General features: G+C 59.6%; 16 protein-coding genes. 11 read left to right on the forward strand and 5 right to left on the reverse strand.

The genetic code is table 11. The features are described 5' to 3' along the window. Positions 1-51: 51 nt before the first annotated feature. Entirely contained in the window at positions 52-1,560 is a 1,509-nt protein-coding gene (putP, locus tag N5C09_RS08285; RefSeq protein ID WP_279748838.1) for a sodium/proline symporter PutP, read from the reverse strand. A 422-nt stretch (positions 1,561-1,982) separates the two neighbouring features. Here putP and putA point away from each other — a divergent pair, with 422 nt between their 5' ends. Both putA and N5C09_RS08295 read left to right on the forward strand, forming a co-directional pair. After that, complete coding sequence (gene putA / locus N5C09_RS08290; protein ID WP_279748840.1) at positions 1,983-5,945, forward strand: trifunctional transcriptional regulator/proline dehydrogenase/L-glutamate gamma-semialdehyde dehydrogenase; 3,963 nt, start codon at positions 1,983-1,985, stop codon at positions 5,943-5,945. 99 nt (positions 5,946-6,044) lie between these two features. Continuing rightward, positions 6,045-6,440: a lysozyme inhibitor LprI family protein gene (locus N5C09_RS08295; protein WP_063866323.1), complete on the forward strand. Its 396-nt coding sequence runs from the start codon at positions 6,045-6,047 to the stop codon at positions 6,438-6,440. On the opposite strand, the gene rutR is transcribed toward N5C09_RS08295, so the two are convergent. Continuing rightward, entirely contained in the window at positions 6,437-7,075 is a 639-nt protein-coding gene (gene rutR, locus N5C09_RS08300; protein ID WP_023315786.1) for an HTH-type transcriptional regulator RutR, read from the reverse strand. The genes N5C09_RS08295 and rutR overlap by 4 nt on opposite strands. 245 nt (positions 7,076-7,320) lie before the next feature. Here rutR and rutA point away from each other — a divergent pair, with 245 nt between their 5' ends. The 7 genes from rutA to rutG are packed head-to-tail and all read left to right on the forward strand — an operon-like array spanning position 7,321 to position 12,748. After that, positions 7,321-8,412 (forward strand): pyrimidine utilization protein A, encoded by a 1,092-nt coding sequence (gene rutA, locus N5C09_RS08305; RefSeq protein ID WP_193032954.1) that lies wholly within the window; start codon positions 7,321-7,323, stop codon positions 8,410-8,412. Continuing rightward, a complete protein-coding gene (rutB, locus tag N5C09_RS08310; RefSeq protein ID WP_279748841.1) occupies positions 8,412-9,101 on the forward strand; it encodes a pyrimidine utilization protein B in 690 nt (229 codons plus the stop codon). The genes rutA and rutB overlap by 1 nt, the downstream gene beginning before the upstream one ends. An 11-nt stretch (positions 9,102-9,112) precedes the next feature. Then, positions 9,113-9,499 carry a pyrimidine utilization protein C gene (rutC, locus tag N5C09_RS08315; protein ID WP_279748842.1) on the forward strand — a complete coding sequence of 129 codons (387 nt, stop codon included), beginning with the start codon at positions 9,113-9,115 and terminating at the stop codon, positions 9,497-9,499. Between the two features lie 7 nt (positions 9,500-9,506). Further along, positions 9,507-10,307, forward strand: coding sequence for a pyrimidine utilization protein D (rutD, locus tag N5C09_RS08320; protein WP_279748843.1), 801 nt, complete (start codon positions 9,507-9,509; stop codon positions 10,305-10,307). Positions 10,308-10,316: 9 nt separating this feature from the next. Then, on the forward strand, positions 10,317-10,907 hold the full coding sequence (locus N5C09_RS08325; RefSeq protein WP_063449118.1) for a malonic semialdehyde reductase: 591 nt from the start codon (positions 10,317-10,319) through the stop codon (positions 10,905-10,907). Positions 10,908-10,916: 9 nt separating this feature from the next. Beyond that, the gene (gene rutF, locus N5C09_RS08330) at positions 10,917-11,411 is read left to right on the forward strand and encodes an NADH-dependent FMN reductase RutF (RefSeq protein WP_102749649.1); all 495 of its coding nucleotides are present in this window, start codon (positions 10,917-10,919) and stop codon (positions 11,409-11,411) included. Positions 11,412-11,431: 20 nt separating this feature from the next. After that, the gene (gene rutG / locus N5C09_RS08335; protein WP_279748844.1) at positions 11,432-12,748 is read left to right on the forward strand and encodes a pyrimidine utilization transport protein G; all 1,317 of its coding nucleotides are present in this window, start codon (positions 11,432-11,434) and stop codon (positions 12,746-12,748) included. Between the two features lie 102 nt (positions 12,749-12,850). Here the strand turns inward: rutG and N5C09_RS08340 are convergent, their stop codons facing one another. Together N5C09_RS08340 and N5C09_RS08345 are read right to left on the reverse strand one after the other, a co-directional pair. Beyond that, complete coding sequence (locus N5C09_RS08340; protein WP_204641929.1) at positions 12,851-13,771, reverse strand: DMT family transporter; 921 nt, start codon at positions 13,769-13,771, stop codon at positions 12,851-12,853. 116 nt (positions 13,772-13,887) lie between these two features. Continuing rightward, positions 13,888-14,058 carry a general stress protein gene (locus tag N5C09_RS08345; RefSeq protein ID WP_001273664.1) on the reverse strand — a complete coding sequence of 57 codons (171 nt, stop codon included), beginning with the start codon at positions 14,056-14,058 and terminating at the stop codon, positions 13,888-13,890. A gap of 391 nt (positions 14,059-14,449) precedes the next feature. Between N5C09_RS08345 and wrbA the strand changes: the two genes are divergently transcribed. After that, the gene (gene wrbA, locus N5C09_RS08350) at positions 14,450-15,046 is read left to right on the forward strand and encodes an NAD(P)H:quinone oxidoreductase (protein ID WP_006809323.1); all 597 of its coding nucleotides are present in this window, start codon (positions 14,450-14,452) and stop codon (positions 15,044-15,046) included. 18 nt (positions 15,047-15,064) lie between these two features. Continuing rightward, positions 15,065-15,292: a YccJ family protein gene (locus N5C09_RS08355; protein WP_028012649.1), complete on the forward strand. Its 228-nt coding sequence runs from the start codon at positions 15,065-15,067 to the stop codon at positions 15,290-15,292. A 31-nt stretch (positions 15,293-15,323) separates the two neighbouring features. Here N5C09_RS08355 and agp read toward each other — a convergent pair whose 3' ends face one another. Continuing rightward, entirely contained in the window at positions 15,324-16,565 is a 1,242-nt protein-coding gene (gene agp, locus N5C09_RS08360; RefSeq protein ID WP_279748845.1) for a bifunctional glucose-1-phosphatase/inositol phosphatase, read from the reverse strand. Between the last annotated feature and the right edge of the window lie 74 nt (positions 16,566-16,639).

A 16,639-nucleotide genomic window follows, 5' to 3' on the forward strand; every position in this document is an offset into this window, starting at 1 on the left:
AACGGTCTGTCCCCTCTCCCCTTTGGGGAGAGGGTTAGGGTGAGGGGAAAATTACTCAGCCTGAAGCTTCGTTGGCGGTGCAGAGTGATAGTGCGCATCCGCTTCCGCAAAGCGTTTCTGCATAGAGGCAGACGGCGCTTTACCCAGCAGGCTGAACACCACGATACCGAGGCTGCCGAAGATGAAGCCCGGGATGATTTCGTACAGGCCCAGCCACGCGAACTGTTTCCAGACGATGACGGTCACCGCACCGATGATCATCCCCGCCAGCGCGCCGTTGCGGGTCATGCGTGACCACAGCACGGAGAACAGCACCACCGGACCAAACGCGGCGCCAAAGCCCGCCCAGGCGTAGCTTACCAGCCCCAGCACGCGGTTTTCCGGGTTAGCCGCCAGCGCAATGGCAATCAGCGCCACCAGCAGCACCATAAAGCGCCCTACCCACACCAGCTCTTTCTGGCTCGCGCCCTTACGCAGGAATGCTTTGTACAGGTCTTCCGTAATGGCGCTGGAGCACACCAGCAGCTGGCAGCTCAGGGTGGACATCACCGCCGCCAGGATCGCGGAGAGCAGGATACCGGCAATCCACGGGTTGAACAGGATCTGCGCCAGCTCGATGAACACGCGCTCGGCGTTCTGGTTCACCGCGCCCGCCTGCGCCGGGTTGTTGTTAAAGTACGCAATGCCGAAGAAGCCAACCGCGCACGCGCCCGCCAGACACAGGATCATCCACGTCATGCTGATGCGACGCGCGTGAACGATGGTATGGTGAGAATCCGCCGCCATAAAGCGCGCCAGAATGTGCGGCTGACCGAAGTAGCCCAGGCCCCAGCCCATCAGGGAGACGATGGCCACGAAGTCCAGCCCTTTCAGCATATCGACGTTTTCAATGCTCTTCTGCTTGATCACTTCCAGCGATTCGCCAAAGCCGCCGACGGTGAAAATGACAATCACCGGGGTCAGGATCAGGGCGAAAATCATCAGGCTCGCCTGCACGGTGTCGGTCCAGCTTACCGCCAGGAACCCGCCCACGAAGGTATAAAGGATGGTCGCCGCCGCACCGGCCCACAGCGCCGTTTCGTAGCTCATGCCGAAGGTGCTTTCGAACAGGCGTGCGCCCGCCACGATGCCGGAGGCGCAGTAGATGGTGAAGAACAACAGGATCACCACCGCAGAGATAATACGCAGAACGCGGCTGTTATCCTCAAAGCGCCCGGTGAAGTAGTCCGGCAGCGTCAGGGCGTTGTTGTTGGCTTCGGTATGCACGCGCAGACGGCCTGCCACCAGCTTCCAGTTGATCCACGCGCCAACGGTCAGGCCGATGGCGATCCAGCTTTCGGAGATACCGGAGATGAAAATCGCGCCCGGCAGCCCCATCAGCAGCCAGCCGCTCATGTCGGATGCGCCCGCAGAGAGCGCGGTGACCATTGGGCCTAAGCTGCGCCCGCCAAGGATGTAGTCGTCAAAGTTTTTAGTAGAACGCCATGCCAAAAACCCTATCAGGATCATGCCAAAAATATAAACGAGAAATGTCACCAGCATCGGTGTGCTAATAGCCATTCAAATTCTCCAAAATGTCGAGCGACAACCGTCCGGGTTGCCTTGTTATGTCATCACCGGAACGTAGTGATGTGTGTATGTGTTTCCGTTGGGCGCGCTATCCTGCCGTATACGCTTCCCACTGACAAACGATTTAACACTGCATTTACATGAATTTCATCCCTGGTTTTATACGTCTTTCCTATAGGTTGCACTCGCTCACGCTTTTACGGGTTGCACCTTTAAAAAGTGTTAAGCACCGCATAAAAACTGGCTTCGCAAACCGCTGCGCGTTCTTTTTCTCAGCTAACTAATCGTTAACAATCCATTCATTTTCCAGCTTGCAGCCCAGGTCACATTTAACACGGTTGCACAAAGTTGCAACATGGTGGATATTTCACGCTATCAACAGAACGCTATTACAGAACAACAGGAGTTTTGGCATGGGGATGACCACCATGGGGGTTAAGCTGGATGACGCTACCCGCGAACGGATTAAAACCGCTGCGACCCGCATCGACCGCACACCGCACTGGTTAATCAAGCAGGCGATTTTTAACTATCTGGAAAGACTGGAGAGTGAAGACGGCCTGCCGGAGCTGCCTGCCCTGCTGGCGGGCGCAGCGAACGAAAGCGAAGAGGCCGTAACGGCCGTTGAAGAGAACCACCAGCCCTTCCTCGACTTCGCCGAGCAGATCCTGCCGCAGTCCGTCAGCCGTGCCGCCATTACCGGCGCCTACCGCCGTGCCGAAACCGACGCCGTGCCGATGCTGCTGGAGCAGGCGCGCCTGCCGGAAGCCGTGGCCGCTCAGGCGCACAGCCTGGCGTATCAGCTCGCCGACAGGCTGCGCAACCAGAAAACCGCCAGCGGACGCGCCGGCATGGTGCAGGGCCTGTTGCAGGAGTTCTCTCTCTCCTCTCAGGAAGGCGTGGCGCTAATGTGTCTGGCAGAAGCGCTGCTGCGTATTCCGGATAAAGCCACCCGCGACGCGCTGATCCGCGACAAAATCAGCAACGGCAACTGGCAGTCCCACATTGGCCGCAGCCCGTCGCTGTTCGTTAACGCCGCCACCTGGGGCCTGCTGTTTACCGGCAAGCTGGTTTCTACCCATAATGAAGCCAACCTGTCACGCTCGCTGAACCGTATTATCGGCAAGCGCGGCGAGCCGCTGATCCGCAAGGGCGTGGACATGGCGATGCGCCTGATGGGCGAGCAGTTCGTCACCGGCGAAACCATTGCTGAAGCGCTGGCGAACGCCCGCAAGCTGGAAGACAAAGGTTTCCGCTACTCCTACGACATGCTGGGTGAAGCGGCGCTGACCGCCCCCGACGCGCAGGCCTACATGGTCTCTTACCAGCAGGCGATCCACGCCATCGGTAAAGCGTCTAACGGCCGCGGTATTTATGAAGGTCCGGGCATCTCCATTAAGCTTTCTGCCCTGCACCCGCGCTACAGCCGTGCGCAGTATGACCGGGTGATGGAAGAACTCTATCCGCGCCTGAAATCCCTGACCCTGCTGGCGCGTCAGTACGACATCGGCATCAACATCGACGCCGAAGAGGCTGACCGTCTGGAGATCTCCCTCGATCTGCTGGAAAAACTGTGCTTCGAGCCGGAGCTGGCGGGCTGGAACGGGATTGGTTTCGTTATCCAGGCCTACCAGAAACGCTGCCCGTTCGTCATTGATTACCTGATTGACCTGGCCAGCCGCAGCCGTCGCCGCCTGATGATCCGCCTGGTGAAAGGCGCCTACTGGGACAGCGAAATCAAACGCGCCCAGATGGAAGGGCTGGAAGGTTATCCGGTCTATACCCGCAAGGTGTACACCGACGTCTCTTACCTCGCCTGTGCGAAAAAACTGCTCGGCGTGCCGAACCTGATTTATCCGCAGTTCGCCACCCACAACGCCCACACCCTGGCGGCCATTTACAGCCTGGCGGGACAGAACTACTATCCGGGCCAGTACGAGTTCCAGTGCCTGCACGGCATGGGTGAGCCGCTCTACGAACAGGTGACAGGGAAAGTGGCCGACGGCAAGCTGAACCGTCCGTGCCGTATCTATGCCCCGGTGGGCACCCACGAAACCCTGCTGGCGTACCTGGTGCGTCGTCTGCTGGAGAACGGGGCGAACACCTCCTTCGTTAACCGGATTGCCGACACCACGCTGCCGCTCGACGAACTGGTGGCCGATCCGGTACAGGCCGTAGAGAAGCTGGCGGCGCAGGAAGGCCAGATTGGTCTGCCGCATCCGAAAATTGCCCTGCCGCGCGAGCTGTACGGCGCGGGCCGCGTCAACTCGGCGGGCCTGGATCTGGCGAACGAACACCGCCTGGCCTCGCTCTCTTCTGCCCTGCTCAACAGCGCATTGCAGAAATGGCAGGCCAAACCGATCCTTGAGCAGTCCGTTGAGGACGGTGAAATGCAGCCGGTGATCAACCCGGCAGAGCCGAAGGATATCGTCGGCTACGTGCGCGAAGCCACGGAAGCGGAAGTGGAACAGGCGCTGGAGAGCGCGGTGAATAACGCGCCAATCTGGTTTGCCACCCCGCCGCAGGAGCGTGCCGCTATTCTGGAACGTGCCGCGGTGCTGATGGAAGATCAGATGCAGTCGCTCATCGGCATTCTGGTGCGTGAGGCGGGGAAAACCTTCAGCAACGCCATCGCCGAGGTGCGTGAGGCGGTCGACTTCCTGCACTACTACGCCGGTCAGGTGCGTGATGATTTCGACAACGAAACGCACCGCCCGCTCGGTCCGGTGGTCTGTATCAGCCCGTGGAACTTCCCGCTGGCAATCTTCACCGGCCAGATTGCCGCGGCCCTAGCCGCAGGCAACAGCGTGCTGGCGAAACCGGCGGAGCAAACCCCGCTGATTGCCGCTCAGGGCATTAACATTCTGCTGGAAGCGGGCGTACCGGCGGGCGTGGTGCAACTGTTGCCGGGGCGCGGTGAAACGGTGGGTGCCAAACTGACCTCCGATAACCGCGTGCGCGGCGTGATGTTTACCGGTTCGACCGAAGTGGCGTCCCTGCTGCAACGCAACATTGCTACCCGTCTGGATGCACAGGGCCGTCCGACCCCGCTGATCGCCGAAACTGGCGGCATGAACGCCATGATCGTGGACTCCTCGGCGCTGACCGAACAGGTGGTTGTTGACGTGCTGGCCTCCGCCTTCGACAGCGCAGGCCAGCGCTGTTCCGCCCTGCGCGTGCTGTGCTTACAGGATGACGTGGCTGACCACACCCTGAAGATGCTGCGCGGCGCAATGGCGGAATGCCGTATGGGCAACCCGGGCCGTCTCACCACCGACATCGGGCCGGTGATCGACGCGGAAGCCAAAGCCAACATTGAAAACCACATTCAGACCATGCGTGCCAAAGGCCGTCCGGTGTTCCAGGCGGTGCGCGAGAACGGTGAAGATGCCCGCGAGTGGCAGACCGGCACCTTCGTGCCGCCTACGCTTATCGAGCTGGCAAGCTTCGACGAGCTGAAAAAAGAGGTCTTCGGCCCAGTGCTGCACGTGGTGCGCTACAGCCGTAACAACCTCAACGCGCTTATCGATCAGATTAACGCTTCGGGTTACGGCCTGACGCTCGGCGTGCATACCCGTATCGACGAAACCATTGCCCAGGTGACCGGCAATGCCAAAGTGGGCAACCTGTACGTCAACCGTAACATGGTTGGCGCAGTCGTGGGCGTACAGCCGTTCGGCGGCGAAGGTCTTTCCGGTACGGGTCCGAAAGCGGGCGGTCCGCTCTATCTGTACCGTCTGCTGGCAAACCGTCCGGAAAATGCGCTGGGCGTGACGCTGGCGCGTCAGGACGCTGAATATCCGGTGGACGCGCAGGTGAAAGCCGTGCTGACCCAGCCGCTGGACGCGCTGATTAAGTGGGCTGATAACCGTCCTGAACTGCATGCGATTGCGCAGCAGTACGGCGAGCTGGCACAGGCCGGTACGCAGCGTCTGCTGCCGGGCCCTACCGGCGAGCGCAACACCTGGACGCTGATGCCGCGCGAGCGCGTGCTGTGCGTGGCGGATAACGAGCAGGACGCGCTGGTGCAGCTGGCTGCCGCGACGGCAACGGGCTGTGAGGTGCTGTGGCCGGAAGATGACCTGCATCGCGACCTCGCCAAACAGCTGCCAAAAGCGGTCTCGGTGCGCATTCGCTTTGCCAAGGCTGACGCCCTGTTGACCCAGCCGTTTGACGCGGTGATCTACCACGGTGATTCCGACCAGCTGCGCGAATTGTGTGAGCAGGTCGCGGCCCGCAGCGGCGCGATTGTTTCGGTGCAGGGCTTCGCCCGCGGGGAAACCAACCTGCTGCTGGAGCGCCTGTACGTTGAACGTTCTCTCAGCGTCAACACGGCGGCGGCGGGCGGTAACGCCAGCCTGATGACAATCGGATAATCGTGTAAACTCCCCGGTGGCGCTACGCTTACCGGGGCTACACAATAACCGCAGGCCGGATAAGCACAGCGCATCCGGCTTTTTTACATGGAGGGGATGATGAAAAGAGTATTTCTCGCAGGGGCAGCACTGTTGCTCAGCACCAGCGCGCTGGCCAACGAGTGCGACAACGCCACTACGCAGCTTGAACTGAACACCTGTAGCGCGCAGCAGTATCAGGCCGCCGATAAAAAGCTTAACGAGACGTATCAGGCCGCCATCAAGCGGGCGGCAGCACCCCAGCGCGACCTGCTGAAAAAGGCGCAGCAGGCGTGGATTAGCCTGCGCGACGCGGACTGCGCGTTTATCGGTTCGGGCACGGAAGGCGGGAGCGTTCAGCCAATGATTGTAAACCAGTGCCTGGCGGAGAAAACCGTGGAGCGTGAAGCGTTTCTGGCCTCGCTGATGCAGTGTGAAGAGGGCGATCTAAGCTGCCCTCTCCCGCCGGGCAATTAACGCACGCGGATCCCTTCGATAATCATCCGCTGCACGTTTTCGAGGGTGCTCTGGAAAAATGCCTCGTCCTGAAGCGTTTTACCGGTCACCGCCTCAACCTGGGCCGCGAAGTCAGCGTAATGCTGGGTAGCGGCCCAGATCATAAAGATCAGGTGCTGCGGGTCGACCGGTGCCAGCTTTCCGCTGGCGACCCATCCGGCAATAATGGCCGACTTATCGTCCACCAGCTGCTTTAAATCGCCGGTCAGTTCCGCCTGCAACAGCGGCGCGCCCTGTAACATCTCCAGACAGAACAGCCTGGATGCCTGCGGATAATCACGCGACACCTCCAGCTTCAGGCGTATGTACTCCTCGATCGCCACCAGCGGGGCCAGCTCTTCGCGAAATGCCTTGAGCGGCGCGAGCCAGATATCGAGGATCTGCTGCATCACCGCCACATACAGCGCCTCTTTCGACGGGTAGTAGTAGAGCAGATTGGTCTTGGAGACCCCGGCCTGCTCGGCCACCTGCTCAAGGCGCGTGCCGTGAATACCAAACTGCGAAAAGGTCTCCAGCGCGGCGCTGAGGATCGCCTGTTTCTTGGCGCTCACCGCCTGCGAACGTTTTCCGGGTGTTTTCACTGCGCCTTGTGTCATTTCCGCTCTCCATTTTCTTTCCTGCGCTCAGCATAGCAAAACCCCCGCCTCGCCACGACCTTCTGCACTCCCATCGCGCATGAGCGCCTGTTTTCTGTGCAATGTTTTTGACCAGTCAGTCCACATTTTTAGCACCCAGTTAATCAACCAATAGTTAACACATTAATAACAAAGCAGATTTCAAAACTGGCACTTCCTTTGCAAAAACGCCGTTACACCTGCGACGTAATGAAGAGAGGTTCGTGATGAAAATTGGCGTATTTGTACCGATCGGCAACAACGGCTGGCTTATCTCGACCACTGCCCCGCAGTACATGCCGACCTTTGAGCTAAACAAAGCCATCGTGCAGAAGGCGGAACACTACCATTTCGATTTTGCGCTCTCGATGATTAAGCTGCGCGGTTTCGGCGGCAAGACCGAATTCTGGGACCACAACCTGGAGTCCTTTACCCTGATGGCGGGCCTGGCGGCGGTAACCTCCCGCATCCAGATTTACGCCACCGCCGCCACTCTCACCCTGCCCCCGGCGATCGTGGCGCGGATGGCCTCCACCATTGACTCCATCTCCGGCGGACGCTTTGGCGTTAACCTGGTCACCGGCTGGCAAAAGCCGGAGTACGAGCAGATGGGGCTCTGGCCGGGGGATGATTACTTCTCCCGCCGCTACGACTACCTGACCGAATACGTACAGGTGCTGCGCGATCTGTGGGGCACCGGCAAAAGCGACTTCAAAGGCGACTTCTTCACCATGAACGACTGCCGCGTCAGCCCGCAGCCGTCAGTACCGATGAAGGTGATCTGCGCCGGGCAGAGCGACGCGGGGATGGAATTTTCCGCGAAATATGCTGACTTCAACTTCTGCTTCGGCAAAGGCGTTAACACCCCTGCCGCCTTCGCCCCGACCGCCGCGCGGATGAAAGAGGCCGCCGACAAAACCGGGCGCGACGTGGGCTCCTACGTGCTGTTCATGGTCATTGCCGACGAAACCGACGACGCCGCACGCGCCAAATGGGAGCGGTACAAGGACGGCGCTGACGACGACGCGCTGAGCTGGCTTACCGAGCAGAGCCAGAAAGACACTCGCTCCGGTTCGGACACCAACGTGCGCCAGATGGCCGACCCGACCTCCGCCGTCAATATCAACATGGGCACCCTGGTGGGCTCGTATGCCAGCGTCGCCAGAATGCTCGACGAAGTGGCTGCCGTGCCCGGCGCGGAAGGCGTGCTGCTGACCTTCGATGATTTTCTTAGCGGCGTGGAAACCTTCGGCGAGCGCATTCAGCCGCTGATGCAGTGCCGCGCCCACATCCCTGCCGTCACAAAGGAGGTGGCGTAATGACGACGTTAAACGCTCGCCCGGAAGCCATCACCTTTGCGCCGCAGCAGAGCGCGCTTATCGTGGTGGACATGCAAAACGCCTATGCCAGCAAAGGCGGTTATCTCGATCTGGCAGGGTTTGACGTCTCCGCCACGCGGCCGGTGATCGAGAACATCAAAACCGCCGTCGCCGCCGCGCGCGCGGCGGGCATGCTCATCGTCTGGTTCCAGAACGGCTGGGACGACCATTACGTCGAAGCCGGCGGCCCCGGCTCACCCAACTTCCACAAATCCAACGCCCTGAAAACCATGCGCAAACGGCCCGAACTCCAGGGCACGCTGCTGGCAAAAGGCGGCTGGGATTATCAGCTGGTGGATGAGCTGGTACCGAAAGCTGGCGATATCGTGCTGCCGAAACCGCGCTACAGCGGCTTTTTCAATACCCCGCTCGACAGCCTGCTGCGCAGCCGGGGCATTCGTCATCTGGTCTTTACGGGCATTGCCACCAACGTGTGCGTGGAGTCGACCCTGCGCGACGGCTTTTTCCTCGAGTATTTTGGCGTGGTGCTGGAAGACGCCACGCATCAGGCCGGACCGGATTTCGCCCAGAAAGCCGCCCTGTTCAATATCGAAACCTTTTTTGGCTGGGTCAGTAACGTCAATGATTTCTGCGACGCGCTGGATCCCCCGCTCGCCCGTATCGCCTGAGGAGAACCGCTATGCCGAAATCCGTGATTATTCCGCCGGGCACCAGCACTCCGATTGCCCCGTTCGTTCCCGGCACCCTCGCCGACGGCGTGGTGTATGTCTCAGGCACGCTGCCCTTTGATAAAGACAACAACGTGGTGTTTATCAACGACCCAAAGGCGCAAACCCGCCACGTGCTGGAGACGATCAAAACCGTGATCGAAACGGCGGGTGGCACGATGGAGAACGTGACCTTCAACAGCATCTTTATCACCGACTGGAAAAACTACGCCGCGATTAATGAAATCTACGCGGAGTTTTTCCCCGGCGATAAACCGGCGCGGTTTTGCATTCAGTGCGGACTGGTGAAGCCGGACGCGCTGGTTGAAATCGCCACCGTGGCGCACATTGCACAGTGAGGCGGCCATGAAACTGTCCATTTCACCGCCCCCCTTCGAGGGCGCGCCCGTGGTGGTGCTGATTGCCGGGCTCGGCGGCAGCGGGAGCTACTGGCTGCCCCAGCTCGCCGTGCTGGGGCAAGAGTATCAGGTGGTGTGCTATGACCAGCGGGGCACGGGAAATAACCCGGATACCCTGCCGGAAGACTACACCCTGGCGCAGATGGCCGACGAGCTTGCGCTGGCGTTAGCCGGGGCCGGGTTCGCCCGTTACTGCGTGGTGGGCCACGCGCTGGGGGCGCTGGTGGGCCTGCGGCTGGCCATCGATAAGCCCGACGCCCTTACCGCGCTGGTCTGCGTCAACGGCTGGCTGACCCTCAATGCCCATACCCGCCGCTGTTTTGACGTTCGCGAACGCCTGCTGCATGCGGGTGGCGCGCAGGCGTGGGTCGAGGCGCAGCCGCTGTTCCTCTACCCGGCAGACTGGATGACCGCACGCGCGCCGCGCCTGGAGGCTGAGGAAGCGCTGGCGCTGGCCCATTTTCAGGGCAAAGCCAACCTGCTGCGCCGGTTGCATGCGCTGAAACAGGCCGATTTTAGCCGCCACGCTGCACGCGTTCGCTGCCCCGTGCAGATTATCTGTTCTACCGACGATCTGCTGGTGCCGTCCGTCTGCTCCGCTGAACTGCACGCCGCCCTTCCGCATGCCCGTAAAACGGTTATGCGCCAGGGCGGGCATGCCTGCAACGTGACCGAGCCGGACACCTTTAACACCCTGCTGCTGAACGGGCTTGCCAGCCTGCTGCACAGCCCTGAACCCGCTTTGTAAGGAGTTTTAATGAGCGAAGCCATTACGCCCGCCGCGCTGGAAACGCTGTTTACCGGCGCGCGCACCCATAACGGCTGGCTGGATATACCGGTCAGCGACGAGACGCTGCGCGAGATATATGACCTGATGAAATGGGGCCCAACGTCTGCCAATTGCTCACCGGCGCGCATTGTCTTTGTGCGAAGCGCTGAGGGGAAAGCGAAGCTGCGCCCGGCGCTCTCCAGCGGCAACCTGGAAAAAACGCTCACTGCCCCGGTCACGGCGATTGTCGCCTGGGATAGCGAATTCTATGAGCGCCTGCCCGAACTGTTTCCGCACGCCGATGCAAAGCGCTGGTTTACCTCCAGCCCCGCACACGCCGAAGAAACGGCCTTTCGCAACAGCGCCATGCAGGCCGCCTACCTGATTTTCGCCTGCCGCGCGCTGGGGCTGGACACCGGGCCGATGTCCGGCTTTGACCGGCAAAAGGTCGACGATGCCTTTTTCACCGGCACGCTGCTGAAAAGCAACCTGCTGATCAACATCGGCTATGGCGATATGAGCAAAGTCTATGGACGCTTACCGCGTCTGACCTTCGAAGATGCCTGCGGGCTGGCGTAAGGAGCCATCATGACGACACCCGACCAACAAACGTTCCGCGACGCCATGGCCTGCGTCGGTGCGGCGGTCAATATCATCACTACCGACGGCCCGGCGGGAATGGCGGGCTTTACCGCCAGCGCGGTATGCAGCGTGACCGATTCGCCGCCGACGCTGCTGGTTTGCCTCAACCGCGGCGCGTCCGTCTGGCCGACGTTTAGCGAAAACCGCACCCTGTGCGTAAACACGCTCAGCGCCGGACAGGAGCCGTTATCCACTCTTTTTGGCGGCAAAACCCCGATGGAGGAACGCTTTGCCGCCGCGCAATGGGAGACGGGTGAGACGGGCTGCCCGCGTCTGGAGGCGGCGCTGGCCTCGTTCGACTGCCGCATCAGCCAGGTGGTCAGCGTCGGCACCCACGACATTCTGTTCTGCGACATTGTGTCCATTGTTCGCCACCCTGCGCCGCAAGGGCTGGTGTGGTTCGACCGCGGCTACCACGCGCTTATGCGACCCGCCTGTTAACCCGTATGAGGAGACAGATCATGTTCGGACTTCCCCACTGGCAGTTGAAATCGACCTCCACAGACGCAGGCGTGGTCGCGCCGGATGAAAGGCTCCCGCTCGGGCAGACGATGGTGATGGGCGTACAGCATGCGGTCGCGATGTTTGGCGCGACGGTGCTGATGCCCATGCTGATGGGGCTGGATCCTAACCTCGCCATTTTGATGTCAGGTATCGGTACCCTGCTGTTCTTTTTTGTCACCGGCGGGCGCGTGCCCAGCTATCTGGGCTCCAGCGCCGCCTTCGTGGGGGTGGTCATTGCAGCGACCGGATTTAACGGCCAGGGCATTAACCCCAACCTGAGCGTGGCCCTCGGCGGCATTATCGCCTGCGGGCTGGTCTACACCCTGATCGGTCTGGTGGTAATGAAAGTCGGCACGCGCTGGATCGAGCGGATGATGCCCCCCGTCGTCACCGGGGCGGTGGTGATGGCGATTGGCCTGAACCTGGCGCCGATAGCAGTTAAGAGCGTTTCCGGCTCGCCGTTTGAAAGCTGGATGGCGGTGATGACGGTGCTGTGCATCGGCGTGGTGGCGGTCTTTACGCGCGGGATGATCCAGCGGCTGCTGATCCTGGTCGGGCTGATTGCGGCGTGTCTGATCTACGCGCTGCTGACGAACGCGTTCGGTTTTGGCAAGCCGGTTGATTTCACGTTGATTCATCAGGCCGCCTGGTTCGGCATGCCGCAGCTGACCTCGCCCACCTTTAACGCTCAGGCGATGATGCTCATCGCGCCTGTCGCGGTGATTCTGGTGGCTGAAAACCTGGGTCACCTGAAAGCCATAGCGGGAATGACCGGGCGCAATATGGACCCGTATATGGGACGGGCGTTTGTGGGCGACGGTCTGGCGACCATGCTCTCCGGCTCGGTCGGCGGCAGCGGCGTCACGACCTACGCGGAAAACATCGGCGTCATGGCCGTGACCAAAGTCTACTCCACGCTGGTCTTCGTGGCGGCAGCGGTCATGGCGATGCTGCTCGGCTTCTCACCGAAATTCGGCGCGCTGATCCACACCATTCCGGCCCCCGTCATTGGCGGCGCCTCGGTTGTGGTCTTTGGTCTGATTGCCGTCGCGGGAGCTCGCATCTGGGTGCAGAACCATGTTGACCTGAGCCAGAACGGTAACCTGATCATGGTGGCGGTGACGCTGGTGCTGGGTGCGGGGGATTTCGCCCTGACGCTGGGCGGATTTACGGTTGGCGGGATTGGCACGGCGACGTTCGGCGCGATCCTGCTCAACGCCCTGCTGTGCCGCCGGAAAAGGGATGAAGCGCAAGCGGAAGCCATCACCCCCTGAATCTGAAATAGCCGGGTGACGCTACGCTTACCCGGCCTACATGCTAATTGTAGGCCCGTGCAAGCGAAGCGCCGCTGGGCTAAACGGGCAGAATGCGCATTGTTAGCTATCTGCCCCTTGTTCAGCGCTCAATCCGGCAGTCGCCTTACGTCGTTTTTTTAACTTCAACTCGCTCACCAGCACCCCGGCGATAATAAACGCCGCGCCCAACAGCGCCAGCAGCGGCAGACGCTCCCCGGCAATACGCCCGAATATCCCCGCCCACACCGGCTCACCGGTGTAAATGACCGTCGCCCGCGTCGGCGACACGCTGCGCTGTGCCCAGTTCATGGTGACCTGAATAATGGCGCTGAAAATGCCCAGTCCCAACGCCACCACGATCAGTCCGGTGGACATCGGCGGGACAGACTCCCCCGCCGGTACCATTGTCGCGAACGCCACCAGCGACGCGGTGGCAAGCTGCACGACCGTCACACGCTTGACGTCCACTTTTCCTGCCCAGGCGCTAATCAGAATAATTTCTGCCGCAATGGCAACGGCCCCCACCAGGGTGATGATCTCCCCCGGCCCCAGCGCCAGCAGATTATTTTCCGGCCCGGCTAATAAAATCAGACCGATGAACGCCAGCACGATGCCGATGCACGACATCAGGCCCGGGATCCTGCCGAGGCACAGCCACTGCAATAGCGGCACCAGCGGCACGTACATGGCGGTGATGAAGGCGGATTTGCTGCTGGAGATAGACTGTAGTCCCCACGTTTGCAGGCTGTAGCCCATGGCAATTGCCACGCCAATGGCCACGCCGGCTTTAAGCTCCCGCAGGGTCAACCCGCGCAGGGTTTTCAGCGAGATAAGCGCCACGGCAATGGCCGCCGTTGCAAAGCGCAGCCCGACGAAGAAAAAGGGATCGCTGAGCGTGACCGCGTACTGAACGGCGAGAAAGGTTCCGCCCCAGAACATGGTGATCAGGATCAGAATGGCTTCCTGAGGCTTTATGGAGAAGGTATAACGGGAAACGGACATGAGACACCAGCACGAAGATTCAATCCTGTAGTGTGCGATGCCTTTGGCGACAGTTCAATGTGACAGACATAAAAAAACCGCCGGGAAACCCGGCGGCAGAGAGTTAACCCGGCGTACTACTTGTTGCTGCCGTGGCTATTTTTACCCCCTTTTTTACCAGCCTCTGATGCGCGCTGAGGGTCGTTTTTGAAGTTGCCCCCGCTGGACTGGCCACCTTTACGACCTGCTTCTGATGCTCTTTCACGGTCTTCAGCGAAATTACCTGAACCACCACGATGGTTTGCCATCTCTAACCTCCAGAGTGTGAAACATTAGACATCATATTGCATTCAGTAAAAGAGGATTCTTTCACCTCGCGGCTCAAGGACAGTGCCTTTATCTGTGCCGCGTGAAGTTAAGCTTAGTGTAATGCGGCTATCCGGCAAGCGAGAGGTAATATTCTGCAACATGATCTCAGCCTTTCGTATGAAATATTGCGCGGGTTATTCATAAGCCGTTCTTATATTTTGAAAAATCCGCGCTGCGAAAGTTGTTTCATTTTGCTACAAAGCACGTATCCAGAAGATATTGTTATATATCAAATAAATGCCGTTCATTTTTGCAGTCTGGCCGTGATGTCATATCTTTAAAGTAACGCAGCGATCCGCTGTCAGAAAAACCAACGAGGAGTGATGCAAAATGGCAAAAGTTCTGGTGCTCTATTATTCCATGTATGGACACATTGAAACCATGGCTCACGCTGTAGCAGAAGGCGCTAACAGAGTAGACGGCGTTGAGGTCGTGGTTAAACGCGTACCGGAAACCATGCAGGCGGAAGCCTTCGCCAAAGCCGGCGGGAAAACACAAAATGCCCCGGTGGCTACCCCGCAGGAACTCGCGGACTATGATGCCATTATCTTCGGCACCCCAACCCGCTTCGGCAATATGTCGGGCCAGATGCGCACCTTCCTCGACCAGACAGGCGGGCTATGGGCCTCCGGCGCGCTGTACGGCAAGCTGGCCAGCGTGTTCAGCTCTACCGGCACGGGCGGCGGCCAGGAGCAGACGATCACTTCCACCTGGACAACGCTTGCGCATCATGGGATGGTCATTGTGCCGATTGGCTACGGCGCGCAGGAACTGTTTGATGTCTCTCAGGTCCGTGGGGGTACGCCCTATGGCGCAACAACGATTGCCGGTGGAGATGGTTCACGTCAGCCAAGCAATGAAGAACTTTCAATCGCCCGCTACCAGGGTGAATACGTCGCGGGTCTTGCCAAAAAACTGAACGGCTAACCCAACAGGAGGACAAGTATGCCAACGCAAGAATCCAAAGCTCATCACGTGGGCGAATGGGCAAGTTTACGCAATACCTCTCCGGAGATTGCCGAAGCCATCTTTGAAGTCGCCAATTATGACGAAAAGCTGGCCGAGCAGATTTGGGAAGAAGGCAACGATGAGGTGCTGATTCGCGCCTTCGAAAAAACCGACAAAGACTCGCTGTTCTGGGGCGAGCAAACCATCGAACGTAAAAACGTCTGAACGTATCCCCCCGCTCGCGCGGGGGTCTCTTCTATTTCGCCGCGTTATTCATCACCGCATTGAATTTATCAATCGGACAGAAGCCGTTTCCGTCAACCGGACACCCCTTCAGCTCCAGCGTTACGCGCTGAGCAGGGGATTGCAGCGACAGTACGCTGGCGTTCCGCAACTGGGCTGAACTCTGGTAGACATACTCAATTTTCATCAGCTCCTGGTTGCTGTTTTTGTCATGCCAGCGCTGGAAAACAATTTTGCCGCCAATCGGGGTGCGTTCCTGCTGGTCGTGCAGCTGATACGGTTTGAAGTCCAGCGCGGTCAGCAGCGAGGCGATGTTGGAGTCATGTCCCACCAGCAGGGTGATTCTGGGCGCGTTTGCCTGCTCAGTCACCAGCGTTTTATCAATGTACTTCACCAGCGGTTTCGCCACGTTTTGCGCCACCTCCGTCGAGGTAAACAGCGAATCCTGATAGCCGTTTTTCAGCTTCGACAGCACCCGCCACTGCTGATCGGTTTTGATCTCTCCCCAGGCCACCCGATCGGCCGGGAAGCCTTCGTAATATTGCAGGGTGAAGGCATCCACCAGTGAGTTACCCACCTTCAGCGGCCCCGATACGCCCGGCTCTTTTTCATAGTCGGCGCTGAACGTATCTTTTGCCTCCGTCAGGGAGCAGACGTTTTTCTCCTTGCAGGACGGCGAGTCGCTGTAGTTTGTCAGCTGTTCCAGCAATTTATAACTCTCATCCAGCTGCATTTTTTGCCGTTCCGTCTCCATCGCCTTCAGCACTTTCTCACGAAACGCAGGGGAGTTATCGGTAATGACCGGATTGAAGGTGGGGTCCATGGTGCCCATTTTTTTCTGATGATGCACAGGAACGTCGCACCCCGGGAACGCGCCGGTGATAAAGAACTGCGCGGTCGCCACGGTGCGCTGAAGGCTATTTGCGTAGGCATAGACGGTATCCGCTGGCGGGCACTCTCCCGTCTTCACCATCCCCTGCTCTGCCAGCCACTCGCGCATATAGTGGCCCATATACACTTCCAGCACGCCGCCTTTGGTGGTCAGCTGTCCACCGGGTACGTCCCATTCCGGCCACTGCTTCGGCGTGGACTGCTCCAGCACGCTGCCGTTATTGGCGAGCGGCGCGCGCAGGTTATGGCGGCTCATGATGAGCACCTGTTGTAACTGATAACCTTCCGGCGCGTCCTGTGCCTGCGCCCCAAACGTCACTGAAAGCGTTCCTGCCACGGCGACAGCGAGTAGTGCTTTTCTCATCCCTTTTTCCTCATGCGTTTTTATCGTCACGCTGAGTGTGACAGACTGGTGACCGTTTTTTCGGGAAGCATTTC

This window comes from Enterobacter sp. GD03975 (assembly GCF_029838645.1).
Classification (GTDB): domain Bacteria; phylum Pseudomonadota; class Gammaproteobacteria; order Enterobacterales; family Enterobacteriaceae; genus Enterobacter; species Enterobacter quasihormaechei.

What these genes read in the sequence shown, in the direction of transcription:
- putP (WP_279748838.1), bottom strand. Translation starts at nt 1,560, where the DNA reads ATGGCTATTAGCACACCGATGCTGGTGACATTTCTCGTTTATATTTTT.
- putA (WP_279748840.1), top strand. Translation starts at nt 1,983, where the DNA reads ATGGGGATGACCACCATGGGGGTTAAGCTGGATGACGCTACCCGCGAA.
- N5C09_RS08295 (WP_063866323.1), top strand. Translation starts at nt 6,045, where the DNA reads ATGAAAAGAGTATTTCTCGCAGGGGCAGCACTGTTGCTCAGCACCAGC.
- rutR (WP_023315786.1), bottom strand. Translation starts at nt 7,075, where the DNA reads ATGACACAAGGCGCAGTGAAAACACCCGGAAAACGTTCGCAGGCGGTG.
- rutA (WP_193032954.1), top strand. Translation starts at nt 7,321, where the DNA reads ATGAAAATTGGCGTATTTGTACCGATCGGCAACAACGGCTGGCTTATC.
- rutB (WP_279748841.1), top strand. Translation starts at nt 8,412, where the DNA reads ATGACGACGTTAAACGCTCGCCCGGAAGCCATCACCTTTGCGCCGCAG.
- rutC (WP_279748842.1), top strand. Translation starts at nt 9,113, where the DNA reads ATGCCGAAATCCGTGATTATTCCGCCGGGCACCAGCACTCCGATTGCC.
- rutD (WP_279748843.1), top strand. Translation starts at nt 9,507, where the DNA reads ATGAAACTGTCCATTTCACCGCCCCCCTTCGAGGGCGCGCCCGTGGTG.
- N5C09_RS08325 (WP_063449118.1), top strand. Translation starts at nt 10,317, where the DNA reads ATGAGCGAAGCCATTACGCCCGCCGCGCTGGAAACGCTGTTTACCGGC.
- rutF (WP_102749649.1), top strand. Translation starts at nt 10,917, where the DNA reads ATGACGACACCCGACCAACAAACGTTCCGCGACGCCATGGCCTGCGTC.
- rutG (WP_279748844.1), top strand. Translation starts at nt 11,432, where the DNA reads ATGTTCGGACTTCCCCACTGGCAGTTGAAATCGACCTCCACAGACGCA.
- N5C09_RS08340 (WP_204641929.1), bottom strand. Translation starts at nt 13,771, where the DNA reads ATGTCCGTTTCCCGTTATACCTTCTCCATAAAGCCTCAGGAAGCCATT.
- N5C09_RS08345 (WP_001273664.1), bottom strand. Translation starts at nt 14,058, where the DNA reads ATGGCAAACCATCGTGGTGGTTCAGGTAATTTCGCTGAAGACCGTGAA.
- wrbA (WP_006809323.1), top strand. Translation starts at nt 14,450, where the DNA reads ATGGCAAAAGTTCTGGTGCTCTATTATTCCATGTATGGACACATTGAA.
- N5C09_RS08355 (WP_028012649.1), top strand. Translation starts at nt 15,065, where the DNA reads ATGCCAACGCAAGAATCCAAAGCTCATCACGTGGGCGAATGGGCAAGT.
- agp (WP_279748845.1), bottom strand. Translation starts at nt 16,565, where the DNA reads ATGAGAAAAGCACTACTCGCTGTCGCCGTGGCAGGAACGCTTTCAGTG.